At 43.0% G+C, this 20,271-nt stretch carries 20 protein-coding genes; 18 read left to right on the top strand and 2 right to left on the bottom strand.

Annotated elements, in window-relative coordinates; all coding sequences use genetic code 11:
- The first annotated feature begins 137 nt into the window (after positions 1 to 137).
- The 3 genes from ACI3E5_RS09260 to ACI3E5_RS09250 all read left to right on the top strand — a co-directional run bounded on the left by ACI3E5_RS09260 (position 138) and on the right by ACI3E5_RS09250 (position 2,528).
- Positions 138 to 815 carry a carbonic anhydrase family protein gene (locus tag ACI3E5_RS09260; protein WP_034695625.1) on the top strand — a complete coding sequence of 226 codons (678 nt, stop codon included), beginning with the start codon at positions 138 to 140 and terminating at the stop codon, positions 813 to 815.
- Positions 816 to 1,122: 307 nt separating this feature from the next.
- Entirely contained in the window at positions 1,123 to 2,025 is a 903-nt protein-coding gene (locus ACI3E5_RS09255) for a helix-turn-helix domain-containing protein (protein WP_498821541.1), read from the top strand.
- A 14-nt stretch (positions 2,026 to 2,039) separates the two neighbouring features.
- On the top strand, positions 2,040 to 2,528 hold the full coding sequence (locus tag ACI3E5_RS09250; protein WP_430616343.1) for a pyridoxamine 5'-phosphate oxidase family protein: 489 nt from the start codon (positions 2,040 to 2,042) through the stop codon (positions 2,526 to 2,528).
- A gap of 251 nt (positions 2,529 to 2,779) precedes the next feature.
- Here the strand turns inward: ACI3E5_RS09250 and efbA are convergent, their stop codons facing one another.
- Positions 2,780 to 4,480: a fibronectin-binding protein EfbA gene (gene efbA, locus ACI3E5_RS09245; protein ID WP_498821539.1), complete on the bottom strand. Its 1,701-nt coding sequence runs from the start codon at positions 4,478 to 4,480 to the stop codon at positions 2,780 to 2,782.
- A 108-nt stretch (positions 4,481 to 4,588) separates the two neighbouring features.
- Positions 4,589 to 4,987: a DUF1622 domain-containing protein gene (locus ACI3E5_RS09240; protein WP_010748365.1), complete on the bottom strand. Its 399-nt coding sequence runs from the start codon at positions 4,985 to 4,987 to the stop codon at positions 4,589 to 4,591.
- Positions 4,988 to 5,113: 126 nt separating this feature from the next.
- On the opposite strand from ACI3E5_RS09240, the gene ACI3E5_RS09235 reads away from it, so the two are divergent.
- The 15 genes from ACI3E5_RS09235 to ACI3E5_RS09165 all read left to right on the top strand — a co-directional run bounded on the left by ACI3E5_RS09235 (position 5,114) and on the right by ACI3E5_RS09165 (position 20,057).
- Complete coding sequence (locus tag ACI3E5_RS09235; protein WP_074933828.1) at positions 5,114 to 5,692, top strand: hypothetical protein; 579 nt, start codon at positions 5,114 to 5,116, stop codon at positions 5,690 to 5,692.
- Between the two features lie 374 nt (positions 5,693 to 6,066).
- Complete coding sequence (gene trpX / locus ACI3E5_RS09230; protein WP_010748363.1) at positions 6,067 to 7,119, top strand: tryptophan ABC transporter substrate-binding protein; 1,053 nt, start codon at positions 6,067 to 6,069, stop codon at positions 7,117 to 7,119.
- A gap of 78 nt (positions 7,120 to 7,197) precedes the next feature.
- Positions 7,198 to 8,082, top strand: coding sequence for an ABC transporter permease (locus tag ACI3E5_RS09225; protein ID WP_010748362.1), 885 nt, complete (start codon positions 7,198 to 7,200; stop codon positions 8,080 to 8,082).
- A complete protein-coding gene (locus ACI3E5_RS09220) occupies positions 8,082 to 8,840 on the top strand; it encodes an ABC transporter ATP-binding protein (protein ID WP_005226102.1) in 759 nt (252 codons plus the stop codon). Before ACI3E5_RS09225 ends, ACI3E5_RS09220 begins: the two co-directional genes overlap by 1 nt.
- Before the next feature lie 413 nt (positions 8,841 to 9,253).
- Entirely contained in the window at positions 9,254 to 10,123 is an 870-nt protein-coding gene (locus ACI3E5_RS09215) for a shikimate dehydrogenase (protein WP_498821537.1), read from the top strand.
- A 39-nt stretch (positions 10,124 to 10,162) separates the two neighbouring features.
- Positions 10,163 to 11,188: a 3-deoxy-7-phosphoheptulonate synthase gene (aroF, locus tag ACI3E5_RS09210; RefSeq protein ID WP_005226100.1), complete on the top strand. Its 1,026-nt coding sequence runs from the start codon at positions 10,163 to 10,165 to the stop codon at positions 11,186 to 11,188.
- Positions 11,189 to 11,224: 36 nt separating this feature from the next.
- Positions 11,225 to 12,280, top strand: coding sequence for a 3-dehydroquinate synthase (aroB, locus tag ACI3E5_RS09205; RefSeq protein ID WP_142967388.1), 1,056 nt, complete (start codon positions 11,225 to 11,227; stop codon positions 12,278 to 12,280).
- Between the two features lie 19 nt (positions 12,281 to 12,299).
- Positions 12,300 to 13,466, top strand: coding sequence for a chorismate synthase (aroC, locus tag ACI3E5_RS09200; RefSeq protein WP_005226098.1), 1,167 nt, complete (start codon positions 12,300 to 12,302; stop codon positions 13,464 to 13,466).
- 44 nt (positions 13,467 to 13,510) lie between these two features.
- Entirely contained in the window at positions 13,511 to 14,593 is a 1,083-nt protein-coding gene (locus ACI3E5_RS09195; protein ID WP_260262529.1) for a prephenate dehydrogenase, read from the top strand.
- A gap of 9 nt (positions 14,594 to 14,602) precedes the next feature.
- Positions 14,603 to 15,892: a 3-phosphoshikimate 1-carboxyvinyltransferase gene (aroA, locus tag ACI3E5_RS09190; RefSeq protein ID WP_498821534.1), complete on the top strand. Its 1,290-nt coding sequence runs from the start codon at positions 14,603 to 14,605 to the stop codon at positions 15,890 to 15,892.
- Positions 15,889 to 16,395 carry a shikimate kinase gene (locus ACI3E5_RS09185; protein WP_005226095.1) on the top strand — a complete coding sequence of 169 codons (507 nt, stop codon included), beginning with the start codon at positions 15,889 to 15,891 and terminating at the stop codon, positions 16,393 to 16,395. Before aroA ends, ACI3E5_RS09185 begins: the two co-directional genes overlap by 4 nt.
- A gap of 1 nt (position 16,396) precedes the next feature.
- Positions 16,397 to 17,278, top strand: a complete 882-nt coding sequence (gene pheA, locus ACI3E5_RS09180) for a prephenate dehydratase (RefSeq protein WP_498821531.1) — start codon at positions 16,397 to 16,399, stop codon at positions 17,276 to 17,278.
- Positions 17,253 to 17,723: a GNAT family N-acetyltransferase gene (locus ACI3E5_RS09175; RefSeq protein ID WP_016609329.1), complete on the top strand. Its 471-nt coding sequence runs from the start codon at positions 17,253 to 17,255 to the stop codon at positions 17,721 to 17,723. Before pheA ends, ACI3E5_RS09175 begins: the two co-directional genes overlap by 26 nt.
- 117 nt (positions 17,724 to 17,840) lie before the next feature.
- Positions 17,841 to 19,115: an LCP family protein gene (locus ACI3E5_RS09170; protein ID WP_498821529.1), complete on the top strand. Its 1,275-nt coding sequence runs from the start codon at positions 17,841 to 17,843 to the stop codon at positions 19,113 to 19,115.
- A 93-nt stretch (positions 19,116 to 19,208) separates the two neighbouring features.
- Positions 19,209 to 20,057, top strand: a complete 849-nt coding sequence (locus ACI3E5_RS09165; protein ID WP_144808695.1) for a DegV family protein — start codon at positions 19,209 to 19,211, stop codon at positions 20,055 to 20,057.
- Positions 20,058 to 20,271: the final 214 nt, after the last annotated feature.

The following is a 20,271-nucleotide window of genomic DNA, read 5'->3' as shown; positions in this document are numbered from 1 at the left end:
ATATGTGAGGAAATGACCAAGCATATTCGTTTTATTTTTACCTATTTTCTGATAGCATTGGGAGAAAGTTTTTTGATAGGAAGGGCTATACCTTGCTGTCAACTTGAATTAGGAGGCTGTTTTTTTTGAAAAGAAATATGGACGTTCCCTGGAGTTATTCCGGAGACAATGGACCTGAACATTGGCACACTTTATGCGACTGGTATGCACAAGGCGCCGAATTTCCTTACCAATCCCCAATCGCTTTAATCCACGATGAGACCGAAGAACCCATCGATCAGGACTTGGCTTTTCACTATAAACGAGAGCGGTTCACGGAAAAAGAATTCAAAAATACGATTCACTTCGTTCCTTATAACAAAGAAAGCTATGTCACATTTAAAGGGATCAACTACTATTTGACGGATATTCATTTTCACATGCCGTCTGAACACATTATCGATGACGAGCAGCAAGAGTTAGAGTTTCATCTCGTTCATATGAATGATGACGGAGAAAACTTGGTGGTGGGTATCTTATTCAAACTGACGGATAAACTCAACTGGATCTGCAATCAGCAAGACGACAGCATCTGGGACTTTGAGAACCACACCCAATGGTTTGATCCGAGCATGTTCTTGCCAGAGCGCACCCACCATTTTCATTATGTTGGTTCCTTGACGACCCCACCAACGAAAGGGCCAATCAACTGGTTTGTCTTTGACTGGATTGGGGAGATGAGCCGTCGCTTCATTTTAGAATTCCGCGAAGAAGTATTAGAAAATAATAATCGCCCATTACAAGACCGCAAAGATCGGCCTATTTATTTCTATTGATTTATAAAAATGGTTCCTTTTACGTATTTTTTTCGGACTTCTCTTCTGATTATCCTATAAAACCCGACGTAGTGGGAACCTTCTAGCAATACAATAGTTTAAAAACGAACGGAAAAAAGACGAAAATCCTCGTCTTTTTTTTATTTTCATAGCCATCGAGCACAAAGACTATGCTAAACTAATCAACAAGCAGGTTTTAAGTATTCGTTTTATTGTGAAATAAAACACAATTGAATCAATTGAAAAAGAGCAGACACGGTAAAGCTTTTTTAGCGAATTATTTTATAGTAAAAGAAAGGAAATTCATATGCATGCATGGGAGGCAATCCAAAAATCAATCGATTATATTGAAGACAATCTTACCGAGCCGTTAGAGATCGAAACGTTGGCGCAAGTTGCATCATTGTCCGTTTTTTATTATCAGCGCTTATTCACTCGTTTGGTTAAAATTTCTGTTAGGGAATATATAAAACTGCGTCGTTTGGCAAGAGGTGCGCTTTTATTGAAAAACCAAAAGAAGCGAGTCATTGATGTCGCTTTTGAAGTCGGCTTTAGCAGTCATGCCGTTTTTTCAAGAACGTTTAAAACGGTCTATAGAATTTCACCCTCGCTTTATCAGAAAAAGCCCATTGGCTTACAAAACTTTGATAAGCCAGATCTTTCATTAGGCTATATTGTGACGGAAGAGGGTATCCCATTGATCAGTGAAGGGGTTGTTTTAGAAATCCAGAAAAAAAGCAATCCGCATCCGCTGGTCTTCTATGGGATCGTCGGTTACTACCCATTCAACTATGGGAAAATGCTAGGGCAACGGACAGGGATCGACCCGATTGAAGAAATTTGGCATGAATTTCTTCAAAAGATTGCCAATCAACCGGGAAATGCCAACTACCAGATCGGTGTTTCGTTTCCAGGAGATGCGCCAGAAGGCTATTCGAGTTACTTTGTTGGCCAAGTAGGTTATGACTCACAGGGATCGACCTTCAGTGAATGGACGCTACCGGCTCGGGATTACGTTGTTTGCAGTTTTGATACGATTTCAGAGCAACTGATCATCAATATGGGGAAGGCGATGCGCTATACCCGTTTCTGGTTAAAGAAAAATGGGTGGATTGCTGAGGATTTTTTCCCTGAGCTATATCAAAAAAAAGAAAATCAGGTCGTTCATGTTGAATTATGGATTCCTTTTAAAAAAAGAAGTGAGATGTAAGGAGGAACAGTACAATGACTCAGTTTGAAGAAGGAGTAAAACTACTTGAAGAAAAATTCGGACATTTTAAAGACAATGTGATCGCCCTTGCCACGGCTGCTTGTAACGAGAATGACAAGGGAGGAACACAGCCAGTCGTCCGAGAAGTAGATGCTTTTTATGAAGACGGCGTTTTTTACGTGACAACTCATGAGCAATCAAACAAAATGAAGCAAATCAGTAAGAATTCAGCAGTTGCGATTGCTGTCAGTGGTGAATGGTTTACTGCGATCGGTCAAGGAGAGAATTTAGGGTGGGTACTAGACCCTAAAAATGCAGAATTAAGAAGCAAAATTCGCAAAGCCTTTGTCTGGTACGACGAAGTCAACAATGAGAATGATAAAGGCTGTTGTTTTCTAGCGATCCGTTTGACCAAAGGAACGTTGAATATCAATCACTGGGAAAAGCTGTATCATTTTGATTTTGAGAAGAAAGTCACTATGGAGGATGGCGGGATTTATTAGCCAGCAGAACCTATTATCCGCAGGTGCTGTTCAATTGCCATTCTAGCGGATCTAGCAGATATGTCGATGGCTGAATTCTGAGAAGGCTTGCCTTTTGTGATTCAAGCTAAGGAAAATTGTTGCTGAAAGAGCAGTAGAGAAAACGAAAAGCATAAAAACCGATCACAAACGCGTGCCTCTTCGCAGCGCTTGTGATCGGTTTTTTGATTGATTACTTTATGATTTGTTGATCCGAATAAACTTAGAAACAGCTAGGACTGTTTTAATCTTAAAATACCCTCATCAGGTGTCACAAAAAGTGTTTTTTGATTCTCATAAATGACGAATCCAGGTTTGGCACCATTCGGTTTCCGAATATGTTTGACTTGCACGTAGTCCACCGGTACTTGGGCAGATTGACGATATTTTGAGAAATATGCGGCAAGCTCTGCAGCTTCCATTAAGGTTGTCTCACTAGGATCATCCGAACGAATGATGACATGAGAGCCAGGAATATTTTTGGTATGCAGCCAGATATCACTCTTACGAGCTGTTTTTAAGGTCAGTTGGTCATTTTGTAAATTGTTTTTTCCGACGAAAATTTCAGTTCCGTCTGAAGAAAGAAATCGTTCTGGTTGCGAAGGAGCAGCTTTTTTACGCTGTTTCGCCCGATTTTTGACATAGCCTTGTGCGATCAGTTCTTCCCGAATAACCGCCAGATCCATGGGAGAGGCGATTTCTAATTGGGCTAACACGGATTCGAGATACGCGATTTCTTCTTTCGTTTCGGCAATCTGCTGATGGATCAGTTTGACTGCATTTTTAAATTTCTGGTAACGTTGAAAATATTTCTGAGCATTTTGATTGGGAGAAAGAGCAGGATCGAGTTTGATCGTCAAAAGCCGATTCTCATCATAGTAATTTTCCAAATCAACTGAAGCAGCACCACGGGGGACTTGATTCATAAAGGTCGTCAAAAGCTCACCTTTTTGACGGAATTCTTCGGCGTTTTCTGAATCGATCAACGTTTGTTGGCGTTTCTTTAACTTCAACTGGTTCCGTTTCAGTTCATTCTCAATTTTTTTCAGTAATTCGCCACCTTGTTGTTTGACCCGATCTCTTTCCGCCTTGTCGTGATAAAACGCATCTAAGAGCTCACTCAGACTCTGATAATGGGTGACAGTGGTGGTCGCATCGATCAATGATGGATAGGGAATTGGTGTAAAATATTCCTTTTTCTCTGACTGGAGATAACTTGGTACTAGCTCCTGGGTAAGCTCTGTAAAGAAAGCTTCCCACTGACGCAGTTTTTCATTGGGATTGGCATTGATTCGAGCGATTAATTCTTCTGCTGTATCGCGGCCTAAGCCTTGGAATCGTTGTTGAAGTTCTTTTGCCGTCAATGGATCAAGAGTAGATAATTCTTCAAAAATCTTGGTGCGAGAGGCTGTGAAAGGATTAAGCGTCGATTGCTTTGGTGGTGCAACATAGACAGCACCTGGCAATAAGGTACGATACGTATTTTGTGAATGACCAATGTGTTTGATCGTATCGACGATTTTTCCGCTCGTCTTATTCATTAATAAAATCGTACTGTGACGGCCCATTAGTTCGACGATCAAGACGAGGGCTTGCAAATCACCTAATTCATCTCGTCGCGTGAAATGAAAATGGATCACACGGTCATTGTCGATTTGTTCGATTGATTCTAAGATCGCCCCTTCTAAATATTTCCGTAGCATCATCAAGAAATTCGGTGGGGTTTCTGGATTGCTATAGGCGATCGTTGTGCATTGTACACGAGCATAGGTGGGGTGTGCGGATAGCAAAAGTTTGTGATTTTTCCCTTGGGAACGAATCACAAATACGACCTCATTTTCATAAGGTTGATGAATTTTGTTTACACGTCCACTGGTTAATTGATTTTGTAATTCTTGGACCATTAAATGGGTAAAGACACCATCAAAAGACATATTGTTTCCCTCTTTTCTTTTAAGAATAGTTTGACTGAGGGATTGATCCTTCCAATGTCAAATATTCCTATCTATTATACCGAAGAATCCAAAGAAAAGCCATGGCAGCTAGCTTTCCTTTTTCTTGGTAGGTTGGTGATCGGTGGTTTGCAGTGCACGCTCGATTTCCTTATTCAAGAAATAAGAGATAACTGTCCGAATAATAACGACGGCAGCTAGACGTACGATGTCTTCGAAAGTAGGGTGGATGATCGTCTCAATAATATCTGCTGCAATCAAGATCTCCAGACCTAATAAGACATAGCTCCCTAAATAATTGCGGATAAAATTATTCTCTCTGGCTGCCACCAATCGATCCTTTTCTGTTAATTCGTAGCGCACAAAGTCAATGCCTGCGATCAATACACCCCAAACGATGACAAAAATGGAGAGAAAGTTCAAACAGACAACGATGAAATCGAAGATTGGATTGGCTCCAGACATCAATGAATCAGCTAGATTATGCATAATGACTCCTTTACCGTTTTCTTTTATCTTACCGAATTATCGAAGAAATGTGAAGTTTCTTGACGTTCTAGGAGGGAATTGATAGTATGAATTAATAGTAGGATTTTTAAAAAAGGTGGGCAAATTATGGAACAAGTTAGGAACTTTGTTCATTACACGAAAGAAAAAATAGTTGAAAGCTGGCAAGCTTTTTTAGATGATCTTTATCGAGATCAGAAAAAAACGATTTTCACGCTGATCGGGGGAATTCTTTTCGCACTGGTCTTCGCAGGTTTGATCGTCTTTTCTCAAAATCGTATCAATGCTTCTTTAGTGGATCGGATCGCTTTTGACAAGCTGCCGTCAGAAAAAGTACAGCCATTGCCTTATCTGACTGCAGACAAGACGATTCGTGAAACACGAGCGATCTCGGTGATGTTTAGTAAGCCCAACGGACCTCAACTCGATCAAGTATTTGATCTGATCCAAGCGCAAGAAGATGAGCTGAATCGGACTTTTTTTTATTATCCAATCGTCTATGATGCGGCTTTTTTCTCCAATGAATACAGCGTTGATCCTGATAAAGTGACGTTTGTTTTTTATGAAGAAGGGGTTGAGAAAAATCGCTTTACCTTTGATTCATTTGGGCAGCCAACGACGGAATTCATCCCAGAATTGAATCGTTTACCGATGTGGACGATTCGTTCTTCTGCCAATGATCGATAAAAAAATCTGACAATTTGACAGAAAATTGTTGACGTTTTTTTATCAATAAGCTAAACTGAATTCAATCAAGAAAGAAAACAAGTTGAGAAGGAGGAACAATCATGAAACTATTTATTCCATTGCAAGTGAAATCATGGCAAAACTGGCGTAGATAGTTGTATTGATGGGACCTCATTCCATAGATACAACTTTTTAGAGAACCTTCTAAAGTGCTGTATCTATGCTGGTAGTTGAATTTATCGCCGCATAGGACAAGCTTCTATGCGGCTTTTGCTTACTTGCAATTGCCGTCACATAGGCAGTTGCTTTTTTTGTTCTCAAAAACCATAAAATGAAAAACACGAAAAACGTAAGCAGAAAAAGGAGAATGAAAAATGAAAAACAAGGGATTAATTGCATCGGTTGCCGTTATTTTATTATTTTTAGGAGCGACATTTGTCTATCAGTTAGGAATGAGAAGTGGGACCAATCAAGCTAGTGAGACTTCGGAACCAGTAGAAAAAGCTGAGAAAACAGTCGGGATCCTGCAATTTGTCAGTCATGAAGCATTGGATGCGATCACCGAGGGGATCAAAGAAGGCCTTAAAGAATCAGGCTATACCGAAGGGGACAACTTGACGATCGAATTCCAGAACGGTCAAGCGGATCAAAGCAAATTGGCAACGATGAGTCAGCAGCTGCTAAATAAAGATGCCGACGTTTTGGTGGGGGTAGCAACACCCGCAGCACAAGCGTTGGCGAATGTCACTCAGGATGTACCGATCGTTTTAGGAGCGGTCACTGATCCAGTTGGGGCAAATCTGGTGGCAGATATGGATCAACCCGGCGGCAATATCACTGGTGTTTCCGATAAAGCACCAGTTGCTGCACAAATCAAACTAGCAAAAGATTTGCTGCCAGAGGCAAAAACAGTCGGTATTTTGTATTCTTCGACCGAAGACAATTCGAAATACCAAGTGGCAGAAGCAGAAGCTGCTGCCGAAGAAAATGGCTTGACCAGCAAATCCTATGCCGTTCCTTCAAGTAATGAAATTGCGCAAATGGTGCAAGTGATGGCACGGGAAGTCGATTTTATCTATATTCCGTTAGACAATACGATCGCAAATGCTATGCAGACCGTGGTTCAAGAAGCCAATAAATCAAAAACACCAATCATTACTTCCGTAGACACGATGGTGGAACAAGGCGGTTTGGCAACGGTCGGACAAGATCAATTTACGATAGGCGTGGAAACTGGGAAGATGGTGGCAGCAATTCTTGATGGGACAGCAGAACCTGCGACAACACCAATCTATACATTCAGCGATGGCGAAACGATCATCAATGAAACCCAGGCGCAGTTATTGGGCATCACTATCCCAGAAAACCTTAAAGACGAGGCGAAACTGATTACAACGACGCCAGAAAGCGAAGCAAGTGATGAGTAACTACCAAGAACAGCGACCACCTGCGATCATCGAGAGGGTCTTGAAAGAGAAAACTTGTAAGAATATGGAGGAAGAATGATGATTGTTTCAGCAATAGGGCAAGGACTACTTTGGGGAATCCTGGGATTAGGGATTTTTATGACCTATCGAATTTTGAATTTCCCGGATATGACGACGGAAGGGTCCTTTCCGTTAGGCGGTGCTGTCTGTGTGACAGCGATCACCCATGGGGTGTCGCCCGTCTTAGCGACTTGTTTAGGAGTATTGGCTGGGATGTGTGCGGGCTGTGTGACAGGACTTCTTTATACAAAAGGCAAAATTCCCGTGATTTTAGCTGGAATCTTGGTGATGTCTTCATTGAACTCGGTCATGCTGTTTGTGATGCGCTCACCCAACCTCTCTTTATTAAACCAACCGAAAATTCAAGATTTTTTTACTAGAATGAATTTACCGAATTATTATGATACGGTGATCATTGGATTGATCATGGTCTTGTTGATCGGGGGCGTCTTGGTTTACTTTTTCCATACGAATTTGGGTCAAGCTTACATCGCTACAGGTGATAATGAGCATATGGCAAAATCGATGGGGATCAATACCGATCGAATGAAAATCATTGGATTGATCGTCTCCAATGGCGTGATCGCACTCTCAGGCGCATTGATTGCGCAAAATGACGGCTATGCCGACATAAGCAAAGGTATCGGTGTGATCGTTATCGGACTGGCGTCAATCATCATTGGTGAAGTGTTATATGGGGAACTGACCTTGCTGGAACGTTTGATCGCTATTGTGATCGGCAGCATTATTTACCAATTATTGATCCTATTTGTGATCAAAGCTGGATTTGATACGACCTACTTGAAGATCTTCTCTGCAATCGTCTTGACGATCTGCTTGTTGATCCCTCAATTTAAACAAGCCTTGCATCTACGCACTGGTTTTGAAACGGAGGACGAATAATGTTAGCCTTAAAAAAAGCCTTTAAAGTTGTCGGCAACGGACCGAATGAGAAAAAAGTACTCTTGAATAAAATCGATCTTTCTTTAAAGCCAGGAGAGTTTGTTACGGTCGTTGGAGGAAACGGCGCCGGCAAAAGCACGTTATTCAACTGCATCTCAGGCACCATGCCCTTGACGAGTGGGCAAGTGATGATTGATGATCAAAATGTGACTACACTTTCGGAAGAAAAACGCGCACGCTTTTTGGCGCGGGTTTTCCAAGATCCGAAAATGGGCACTGCTCCCCGTATGACAGTGGCAGAAAATCTGCTGTTAGCCCAAAAAAGAGGACAAAAACGGTCACTTGGTCTTCGACAACTCCAAGGACAAAGGGAAATGTTCTTTGCGCTTTGTAAAGAAATCGGCAACGGGTTGGAAAATCATTTGGATACGCCAACGGGCAGTTTATCTGGTGGTCAACGACAGGCACTAAGTTTATTGATGGCAACGATTCAAACACCAAAACTGTTGTTGCTAGATGAACATACGGCTGCGTTAGATCCAAAGACCTCCAAACAGCTGATGCAAATCACTGCAAAACGCGTGGAAGAACAAAACCTGACCTGTCTAATGATCACCCATCGGATGGAAGATGCATTAAAATACGGGGACCGCTTGATCCTGCTCAGAAAAGGGGAGATCGTAAAAGATCTTTCGGCGGAGGAAAAAGCGCAATTAAGCTTACCAGAACTATTACTGTTCTTTGAGGATGACTTATAAACCCTTGATAGAACAGTGTTTTCAAAAAAAACAATCAAATAAATGAAAAAAATAAGAAAAAATCATTGACATCTTTCAAAGTTAAACCTATACTTAGGTCAATCTTACATCAGTTTGGAGCGAACGACTATGCAAAAATTATTGCTAACGAACCCCACACAACTGAATAAATATTACTTTAGCTATTTTAGATAGGTTTGTATTCATGAAGGCATGGGTACAAACGCTAAGTTTGTATCTATGATGGCTAGAGCATTTCGTAATGAATTCGCAGCCACGTAGATCGTAAAATCTATAGTGGCTATTTTTTATATTCACATATCGGCTCTGTCGTTATGTAATGTTTGAAGGTGTTCACTGTAGATTCTTAAATTTACGGTGGACATCTTTTTTTGTTGAAAGGAATGAACCAGATGAAACAAATGATAACCGGTCACACACGGTTGGCGGCACTATTTGCCAAACCAGCCAAACACAGCATCTCTCCAGCGATGCACAATCTTTCTTTTGAAGAACAAGGGATCGACGCCGTGTATCTGGCCTTTGATGTTGAGCCGGACGATTTAGCCGCTAGTATCCAAAGCATCCGTCAGTTGGACCTCTTAGGTGTCAATTTATCGATGCCTCACAAAATGGCGGCTGTAGCGCTGATGGATGAATGTTCACCCGCAGCCGAGTTGATCGGCGCAATCAATACGATCGTCAATCAAGAAGGTCGCTTGATTGGGCACAATACAGACGGCATCGGCTTTATGCGAGCTCTTGATGACATTCAAGTATCCATCATTGGCGACACCATGACGGTGATCGGAGCTGGCGGAGCGGCGACAGCGATCATTAGCCAAGCCGCACTAGACGGCGTCAAAACGATCCATGTCTTTAACCGCAAGGATGAGTTTTATCCAATCATCCAAGAAAAATTAACACAGATTGCACAAAAAACAGCTTGTGAAATCACCTTAACCGACTTAGAAGATCAGATGGCTTTAAAAACAGCCATCGATCAAAGCAGCTTATTGGTAAATGCCACGGGCGTGGGAATGAAACCAAATGATACCGTAAGTCCTCTGAAAGATAAAACACTCCTACGGGAATCATTAGCTGTCTATGATGTCATCTATAATCCAAGAGAAACGCAGCTTTTGAAAGATGCGAAAGCAGTCGGCGCCAAAACTGCAAACGGCTTAAGCATGTTACTCTATCAAGGTGCAGCCGCATTTGAACTTTGGACTGGCAAAGCGATGCCTGTTGAAAAAGTCAAAGCACTCATCGAATCCATTTAAAAAATAAAAAACAGAAAAAAACGAAAGTAGGAAGAAAAAATGATCGTAATTATGAAACCAGGCGCTACGCCAGAACAAGTTGAAGTTGTTGTAACAAGAATCAAAAAAGAAGGCTTAGATGTTCAAGTCAACCAAGGAAAAGAACAGGTCGTTATCGGCTTAAAAGGGGATACCCGCCGCATCCAAGATGTTGCTTTTCGCAGCTACGAGGGTGTCGAAGATGCCATTCGGATCTCAAATACCTACAAATTGACCTCTCGTGAGTTCCATCCGCAAGATACGGTTGTGGATGTAGATGGCGTGAAAATCGGTGACGGCAACTTTGTTACGATGGCTGGTCCATGTTCGATTGAAGGCTTAGACCAAATTCGTGAATGTGCCCGAATCGCTAAAGCTGGTGGAGCCCAAATCTTACGTGGTGGTGCCTTCAAACCACGCACGTCGCCATACGCATTCCAAGGGCTGGAAGAAGAAGGGCTAAAATACATTCGTCAAGCAGCGGATGAAACGGGAATGAAAGTCATCACAGAAGTCATGGACGAAGGACATATCGATATGGTTGCGGAATACAGTGACATTTTGCAGATTGGCGCTCGGAACATGCAAAACTTCAAATTGCTAGCTGCCGTTGGGAAAACTGGGAAACCAATTGGCCTTAAACGAGGCATCTCTGGCACGATCGACGAATGGTTGAATGCAGCGGAATACATCGCCGTTCAAGATAAAAGTGAAGTGATTTTCATTGAACGTGGGATCCGAACTTACGAAACAGCAACCCGTAATACCTTTGATTTAAGCGCGGTACCAATCATCAAAAAACTGAGCCACTTCCCAATCATCGTTGATCCTAGTCATGGAACAGGTATCTGGGATCTCGTACCGCCTATGGCTAGAGCGGGTGTTGCTGCTGGCGCCGATGGGATGATCGTTGAGATCCATCCAGATCCAGCCAATGCTTGGTCTGATGGTCCTCAATCACTTAATGAAAAAACGTACATGAACATGATGAAAGAAGTCCATATCATGGAAAAAGCGATGAAAGAAATCAAAGCATTGCAAGACTAAGCGTCAAGACAACCAATAAAAGAGGTGCAAAAATCAATGTTACACATTCATTTAGAAGAACATTCCTATGATATCCTCATCAAACGAGGGGCGTTTCAAAACGTCGGAATCTGGGTGCAACAATTGTGGGACAAACAGCGTATTGCCGTCATTACAGACAGCAACGTCGCACCCCTGTATGGCGGACAAATCGTCGATTCCTTGACCGCTGCAGGGTTTGAGGCAACACTGTTAGTCGTACCAGCTGGCGAAAAAAGCAAATCACTAGAGCAAGCAGCTAATTTATATGATGGTCTTGCCCAACTCGGAATGACCAGAAGCGATGGGATCATTGCCCTTGGTGGCGGTGTGATTGGTGATCTTGGAGGATTTGTTGCTTCTACTTATATGCGCGGCATTGATTTCTTGCAGATTCCAACGACGTTATTGGCACAGGTCGATTCAAGTATCGGCGGAAAAACAGCTGTAAATACTGGCAGTGCCAAGAATCTCGTCGGGACATTTGCACAACCAGCCGGTGTGATGATCGATCCAGATTTACTTACAAGTTTGCCCCTCAAACGCGTCCAAGAAGGCATTGCTGAAATCATCAAGTCAGCCGCTATTGCAGATCCTGAGCTTTGGCAAACGTTAGCAGGTTTGAAAGATGAAGTCGATCTTTTGGCACATGCTGAGAAAGTAATCACTGCTTCTTTAAAGGTAAAACAAAAAGTAGTAGAAGAAGATCCTTTTGATCATGGCAGTCGTCTGACACTGAACTTCGGTCATACGATCGGGCATGGCTTAGAAAGAACAGCTGCGTTTGACACCAGTCACGGCGAAGGGGTTGCAATGGGGATGATCATGATCACCCGTCATGCAGAAGCCATCGGATTAACACCAAAAGGTACGACCCAGCAGCTTACAGAAATGGTTGAGAAGTTTCATTTGCCGATCACACCAAGTGAAATAGATAAAGAGCAATTATACCAAGCAATCACTCATGATAAAAAAGCCCGTGGGCAACAATTGAAGATTATTCTATTAGAAGCGATCGGACAGGCGAAAATCGTGACGATCCCGACTGAAAAAATCAAAGACTACCTATTATAAGAAAGGAAGGTAACGGATCATGCGTTATATTACAGCAGGCGAATCACATGGACCAGAGTTGACCGCCATTATCGAAGGTTTACCGGCAGGATTGCCATTAACAGCAGAAGACATTAATTTTGAATTAGCGAGACGACAAACCGGCTATGGCCGTGGGGGACGGATGCTGATTGAAAAAGACCAAGTCCGTATCACTTCGGGTATCCGTCATGGAAAAACACTAGGCTCTCCTGTGACTTTAGTGGTTGAGAACAAAGATTGGAAAAACTGGACCAAGGTCATGGCGATCGAAGAGGTACCAGAAAAAGACCGCAAACTACGACGAGTGGCACGACCAAGACCTGGTCATGCTGACTTAGTCGGCGGCATGAAATACCATCATCAAGATTTACGAAACGTTTTGGAACGCTCATCTGCTCGTGAAACGACCATGCGGGTAGCCATCGGAGCAATCGCGAAGAAAATTTTAAAGGAGCTTGGCATCGATGTGGCGGGTCATGTAACAATGTTAGGCGGCATCAAAGCGGAAATTCCTGAAGGGTTGACCGTCAAAGAAATCGCAGAACGCTCTGAAGCTTCAGAAGTAAGGGTGTTAGATCCGTCAGTCGAAGAAGAAATCAAGCAGCTGATCGATCAAACGAAGAAAAATGGCGATACGATCGGCGGTGTAGTGGAAGTACTTGTTGGCGGCGTTCCTGCTGGTTTAGGCAGTTACGTGCAATGGGACAAAAAACTTGATGCGAAAATCGCCCAAGCCGTGGTCAGCATCAATGCCTTTAAAGGTGCTGAGTTCGGCGTTGGCTTTGAGGCTGGTGTTTTGCCCGGCTCCAAAGTCATGGATGAGATTTTATGGGACGAACAACGAGGCTATACCCGTCGCAGCAACAACCTTGGTGGGTTTGAAGGCGGCATGACGAACGGTGAACCAATCGTGGTTCGTGGTGTTATGAAGCCGATCCCGACCTTGTACAAGCCATTGCAAAGTGTGGATATCGACAGCAAAGAACCATATAAAGCAAGCGTCGAACGCTCAGATAGCACCGCTGTACCAGCAGCCAGTGTTGTTTGTGAGAGTGTGGTGGCGACAGTGGTGGCCAATGAACTATTAGAAAAGTTCCCAAGTGATTCATTCGCAGAATTGACTGCATCTGTTCAAGCGTATCGAGAATACTTGTTAACCTACTGATTAAAGAACCAACAAAAATTCCAGTAGAAATGAGGATTCTTTTCATGAACCAAAATATCTTTGTCGCCGGTCTAGGATTGATCGGCGCTTCCTTAGCAAAATGTATCAAAAAGGCACATCCGCAAGTGCATTTGATGGGCTGGGATTGTCAGGAAACCAATGAGATCGCATTAGCAACAAGTTTAGTAGACGAAGTGCCCCCTTCATTTTCTGAAGGTGCTGTCCGTGCCGACGTGATTTTGTTAGCATTGCCGGTAGAGATCACCAAAAAATATCTTGCCGAACTGGGGGCACTTTCATTAAAGCCTTCGGTGCTGGTAACAGACACCGGCAGTACCAAAGCGGAAATCACCCATTTCGCCGAGTCCTTTTCCTTTGATTTTATTGGGGGCCATCCGATGGCTGGCTCTCATAAATCAGGGATCACAGCAGCCGATGAGAACCTTTTCGAGAATGCTTACTATATCTTCACACCGACGAAAAGTCAGCGGATGGAAGAACTGCAAGAGCTTTTTCGCGGCACCAGAGCCAAATATGTGGCGCTTGCGCCAAAAGAGCATGATCAAATCACAGGGATGTTGAGCCATTTGCCCCATATTATTGCTTCTGGATTAGTCAATCAGGCAGACGCTTTCAACCAAGCCCACCCCAGAGCGCAACAACTTGCAGCAGGCGGTTTTCGCGATATCACTCGCATCGCTTCTTCAGATCCTCGCATGTGGACCGATATCTTATTGAGTAATCGACAGGAACTGCTGCAGCTGATCGAGGAGTGGCAAAAACAAATGACGACCATGGCTCACTGGTTGCAGGAAAAAGACGAACGGGCGATCTTTCGGTTCTTTGAATCCGCGAAGGAAACACGGGATCAATTGCCGGTTCATCAAAATGGCGCGATCCCGGCATTCTATGATCTATTCATCGATGTACCGGATCATCCCGGTGTTGTCGCTGAAGTGACGGGCCTATTGAGCGAACATCAGCTCTCTTTGATCAACTTAAAAATTCTTGAAACTCGAGAAGACATCATTGGTGTTTTACAGATTTCATTCAAAACGCAAAATGATTTGCTGCAAGCAGAGCAGCTGATCCAAAACAAGACGACCTATTCGTGTCGAAAAAAATAGGAGGCTGGGATGAAACTAAAAAAAGCAACACATTTAAAAGGGACGATAGCGGTCCCTGCTGACAAATCGATCTCGCATCGCAGTATCATGTTCGGGGCGTTAGCTGAAGGAACAACGACTGTCCGAAATTTCTTACGTGGAGAAGACTGCTATAGCACCCTTCATGCATTTCAATCATTAGGGGTTCCGATCCATGATGACGGTCAGACGATCACGATTGAAGGACAGGGCTTTAATGGTCTTAAGCCTGCTGACGAACCAATCGATATCGGTAATTCTGGCACAACGATTCGTCTAATGATGGGGATTTTGGCTGGACAGCCATTTACAACTACCTTATTCGGTGATGACTCATTGAATAGACGACCAATGAATCGCGTGATGCTGCCATTAAGAGAAATGGGTGCCAATGTGAGAGGGCATGAACAGACGGAATTCCCACCGATCACCATCAATGGCACGGCTTCATTACATCCCATCAATTATCAGATGCCCGTAGCAAGTGCTCAAGTAAAATCAGCGCTGATTTTTGCGGCACTACAAGCACAAGGTACATCTACGATCATTGAAAAAGAAACAAGCCGCAACCACACCGAAGAAATGATCCGTCAATTCGGTGGTGTCATCACAACACAAGACAAAACGATCACTGTGACGGGACCTCAAACACTCCAAGGACAAGAAGTAGTTGTTCCCGGTGATATTTCCTCTGCTGCCTTTTTCTTAACAGCTGGCGCGATTATGCCAGAAAGTGAGATCGTTTTAAAAAATGTCGGGATCAACCCCACTCGTACAGGAATTCTTGACGTGTTAGAGGAGATGGGTGCTTCGATTGCTTTTTCTAATCAAGATGATCAGAATCAATCAGCTGACCTTACCGTTCAAAGTTCTACCTTGCAGGCAGTAACCATCGCTGGTGATATTATCCCACGCTTGATCGATGAATTGCCGATCATTGCGTTGTTAGCCACGCAGGCGCATGGCAAAACGGTGATCAAAGATGCGGAAGAACTAAAAGTAAAAGAAACCAACCGAATTGATGCAACTGCCGAAGAGTTGACAAAACTAGGAGCGGACATCACTCCCACCGAGGACGGGTTGATCATCAACGGTCCAACCCCTTTGCATGGCGGACGTGTGTCAAGTCGGGGGGACCATCGCATCGGCATGATGCTGCAAATTGCCGCCTTATTGACAGATGAAGAGGTAGAATTAGAAAAAGCCGAAGCCGTAGCAGTTTCTTATCCTGATTTTTTTGAGGATGTCGCACGTTTGGCTAAAGGAGGAAACAGCGAGTGAAAAAAGTGATATTAATTGGCTTTATGGGTGCTGGAAAAACCACGATTGGTCGTCTTTTGGCTGAAGAAACGAAACAGTCTCATGTGGATTTTGATGACTTGATCGTTGCTGAGATCGGCATGACCATTCAAGACTTTTTCGATCAACACGGTGAGGAAGCCTTTCGCAAAATCGAAACGGATATTTTAGCTAAAACTTTGGCAAAGGAACAAATTATTTCCACTGGTGGGGGCATCGTATTAAAAGAAGAAAATCGTCAGCTTTTAAAAGAGATGCCGCTCGTCGTGTATTTAAAAACAGATCCCGAGGAACTGATCCATCGCTTAAAGGCGGATACTGGCAGCATTCGTCCCTTAGTCGTCTCAAAATCACCAGAAGAAATATTGGCTGTTTACCGTCCTCGGATTCCTCTTTATGAAGAAACTGCTTCATTGATCGTTGAAACGACGAACAAAACACCAGAAGAAATCGTACAGGAAATTTTGATCAAAGCAGGTGCATAAAATGAAGATTGGTTATTTAGGACCGAAAAGTTCCTTTACGCATTTAGCTGCGCAAGAAGCGTATCCAGAAAATGCCTGTATCCCTTATGGATCGATTCCACTTTGTATTCAAGCGCTAGCTAACGGTGTGATCGATCGTGCGGTCGTTCCGAACGAGAACTCATTAGAAGGGTCCGTTCATGCCACTATTGATACACTGTTTCGTCAAAATCAATTGAGCATCGAACAGGAAATTATTTTACCGATCAATCATCAATTGTTAGTTTCTCAGCAAACAGCAAAAGACAACCGTCCTATCACTAAGATAATTTCTCATCCGCAAGCCTTGGCTCAATGTGCCGACTTCATCGAAGCCCGATTTGCTGGAGCTACTGTTGAGGCGGTTGCTTCCACAACGACTGCAGCAGCGTACGTAGCAAAACATCCAGAAGAAGCAGTTGCGGCGATTGCTTCCAAAGAAGCCGCTTTGGCTTATCAGTTAACGATCAAAGAAACCAATATTCAAGATGTTGCCTTTAATCAAACCCGGTTTTGGGTTTTGACGAAGAAAGCAGCAAACACCCAATTACCAGAGCAGACCGTCGAGAAAGCAACGATTTTTGTGACGCTGCCAGCAAATCGCCCGGGAATCTTGCACAAAATCTTAGCAACCTTTGGCTGGCGAGAAATTGATTTAAGCAAAATTGAATCGCGGCCGTCAAAAACCTCCTTAGGGGAATACTTTTTCGTGATCGATCTGGTGATGGACAAACCGTGGCAACTGATTGTAAATGCCTTTGAAGAGATTCAGTTGTTGGGTGGACACGTCCATCTTCTCGGCGTGTATTCGGTAAATGTTGTTGAGGAAGTGACAAAAAATGACTCAAGTCAAAATAAGAATTAGCCAAGATGAAACACTTTTAGCAACGTTTCATAAAGAGATCCAAACACAGCACCATCAATGGTACCCAACGATTTTTAAGCCCTTTGATCAACCAAGATTTGAACAAGCAATCACACAGCAGCTGCAAGAGCCAAGCCACCACTTTTTTATCGCTTGGTTGGCGGAACAGCCTTGTGGCTTTGTGCATCTTCAAGAGGTCCGTTTGCCACAAAATGCGATGATGCATGAACGAAAGTGGCTGGAAATTGCAGCGATCGCTGTTGACCCTCGGTACCAAGGGATGCATATTGGAAAACAATTGTTGGCATTTGCTGAAAACGTTGCGCTGGAAAAAGGCTTCGATGATCTCTCGCTAAACTTTTGGTCGGCAAATCAAGTGAAATCATTTTATGAGCAAGCAGGATTTGTGAGCACACGACAAGGAGCATCAAAGCATCTAAGGTAGAAAAATGAAGAAATTTCCTAGAAAAAGGTTAAAATTTCAAAAAATAGCTTTCTTTCTATAAGGTCTAGGGTATCCTTATAGACAGAGAGCTATTTTTTAGTTGGAGGATCAGAAGCAATGAGCAGGATGGAAAAAAATAAAAAACTGCATGAACGGCTAGAAAAGGAATCCAGTCAGGCAGCCAAAGAAAGTATCTTTGCCCGCCGAGAAGCCAAAAGAAGAAACCAGCGCGTCAGACCGAGTGATTCTACTTCGTCTGCTGATGAGCCAGTAAGAGACATTTTGTATCAAAACACCGAGCATCCTAGGGCAAGCGACCCTCGTGCGGCTCAAAGTTCCCGAGAACAGTCACAAGTAGGAATAAAAAAATCTGAGGGACGAAAAAGCGCAATCCCCCCGCTATCTGCTCAGGGACCTGCGATGCATCAAGGCCCGGAACAAAGCAAACAAAAACCGCAAAAGCTTAAGAAGAGCAAGCAACCCAAACAAAAGAAAAAGCGGAAGCACCCAGTTCTGCGTATTGTGGTTCGGGTACTATTGGTGCTTTTTGCCTATTCATTAATTGCGTTTCTTGTCGGTCAGCAAGTCGCAAGAAGTGACGCTGCTTTTGCTACGACTGATGAAGAGACCTTTAATGGTACGGCCGCTGCTAATGGTGCTCGTAATATATTACTCATTGGTAGTGATAGTCGTGAAGGAGAAGCTGGACGCGCAGACACTATTATGGTTTTGCAATTAGATGGTCCCAGTAAGCAACCGAAGCTGCTTTCCTTTATGCGGGATACTTTAGTTACGATTCCCGGTTATGGCGAAAACAAGATCAATGCGGCGTATGCCTTTGGTGGTGCTGATTTAGTCAGACAAACATTAGCGGAGAATTTCGGGCTAGAAACCAACTATTATGCAAAAGTTGACTTTCGTTCCTTTGAAAAAGTGATCGACACACTGTTTCCCTCAGGTGTTGCTATCAACGCGGAAAAAGATATGAGTAAAAATCTTGAAGTTGCCATCAAACAAGGGCAACAACAAATGAATGGGCTTGAGCTGTTGCAATACGCACGCTTTCGGATGGACGAAGAAGGTGACTTCGGTCGTGTAAGACGACAGCAGCAAGTAATGGATGCGATCTTTAGCGAAATGAAAAATCCTTTAGCTATTTTAAAATTGCCTTATGCAGCAGGAAAAGTCTTAGGCTATGCTTCCACCAACCTGCCAATGTCTTTCCTATTAAAAAATACCTTCTCGATTGCTCGAGGGGTGGGAGGAGTCGACAGCTTGACTGTCCCAGTCGCTGACTCTTGGCAATACGGTTCAAGTGCGAGTGCTGGAAGTGTGTTAGTCGTCAATCTTGAAACCAATCAACAAGCGATCAGGAATTTTCTTAATGAGTAAGCAGAATGAAAAGTTCTGAAAACCATTTGAAAGTAAGTAAATTTATGCTATATTATTAATGACGTTTGAAATTTGTTGAAACGAGGAAAAAGAATGAAATTAGCCGTTGTTACTGACAGTACAGCTTATCTGCCGGAACGGATCAAAAACCATAAAGATTTGTTTATCATACCGATTCCTGTTATTTTAGATGGAAAAGTCTACAATGAGGGTATCGACATTGAAGCTGATGAGTATTACGCTTTGCTGAAAAACAGCAAAGAATTCCCAACCACTTCTCAACCGGTATTAGGGGAAGTGTTAGCCTTATATGAGTCATTGAAAGATCGCGGTTACGACACGATCATTAGTATCCACTTATCAAGCGGGATCTCTGGATTTATCGGAACGCTGTATGGAATCACCGATGAAATCGAAGGCGTTCAAATCATTCCTTACGATTCGAAAATCACAAGTATGCCGATGGGTCACATGGTAGAAACCGCTCTTGATCTATCAAGTCAGGGCAAAACCGTCGAAGAGATTATTTCCCATCTGGACACTATCAGAGACAATACCTATGCCTATCTAATCGTGGACGATTTGAATAACTTGGTTCGCGGCGGTCGCTTAACCAATGGGGCAGCATTGATTGGCGGATTATTAAAAATCAAACCGATCTTGACCTTTGATCAAGGAAAAATTGTGCTTTACGAGCGCATTCGTTCCAGTAAAAAAGCATTCAATCGCGCAGAAGATATCATTGGTCAACGGGAGCAAGAAATCGCATTGCCTGTTAAATTTTATGTAATCCACGCCAATAATTTAGAAGTAGCGAAAGAAGAAAAAGCGAAGCTACAAGCGAAATACCCAAATGCAGAAATTGAGATTGGTCACTTCGGACCAGTTATCGGCACGCATTTAGGCGAAAAAGCCATTGGGATCGCTATTTCAGCGCAATAATTATTATTTTTTCTATGTTCATTCACGCCTTTATCTTTTCAAGACATTGTATGTAAAAACCGGCTCTTTGTCAATAAGGACTGATGAGTTGTGTAAAATCAAATCTGGGTCAGAATGAACCACATTCTGGCTCAGATTTTTTTGTTATCTTACATTGATTAATTGATTGATCAAAAAGATTCTAATTCTCATGTTCTCGAATGATTTAAATCCG

This window comes from Candidatus Enterococcus avicola (assembly GCF_047470845.1).
Taxonomy (GTDB): Bacteria; Bacillota; Bacilli; order Lactobacillales; family Enterococcaceae; genus Enterococcus_D; species Enterococcus_D casseliflavus.
Note: the sequence above shows the minus strand (reverse complement) of the source record. Positions and strands in the feature narration are given on the sequence as shown.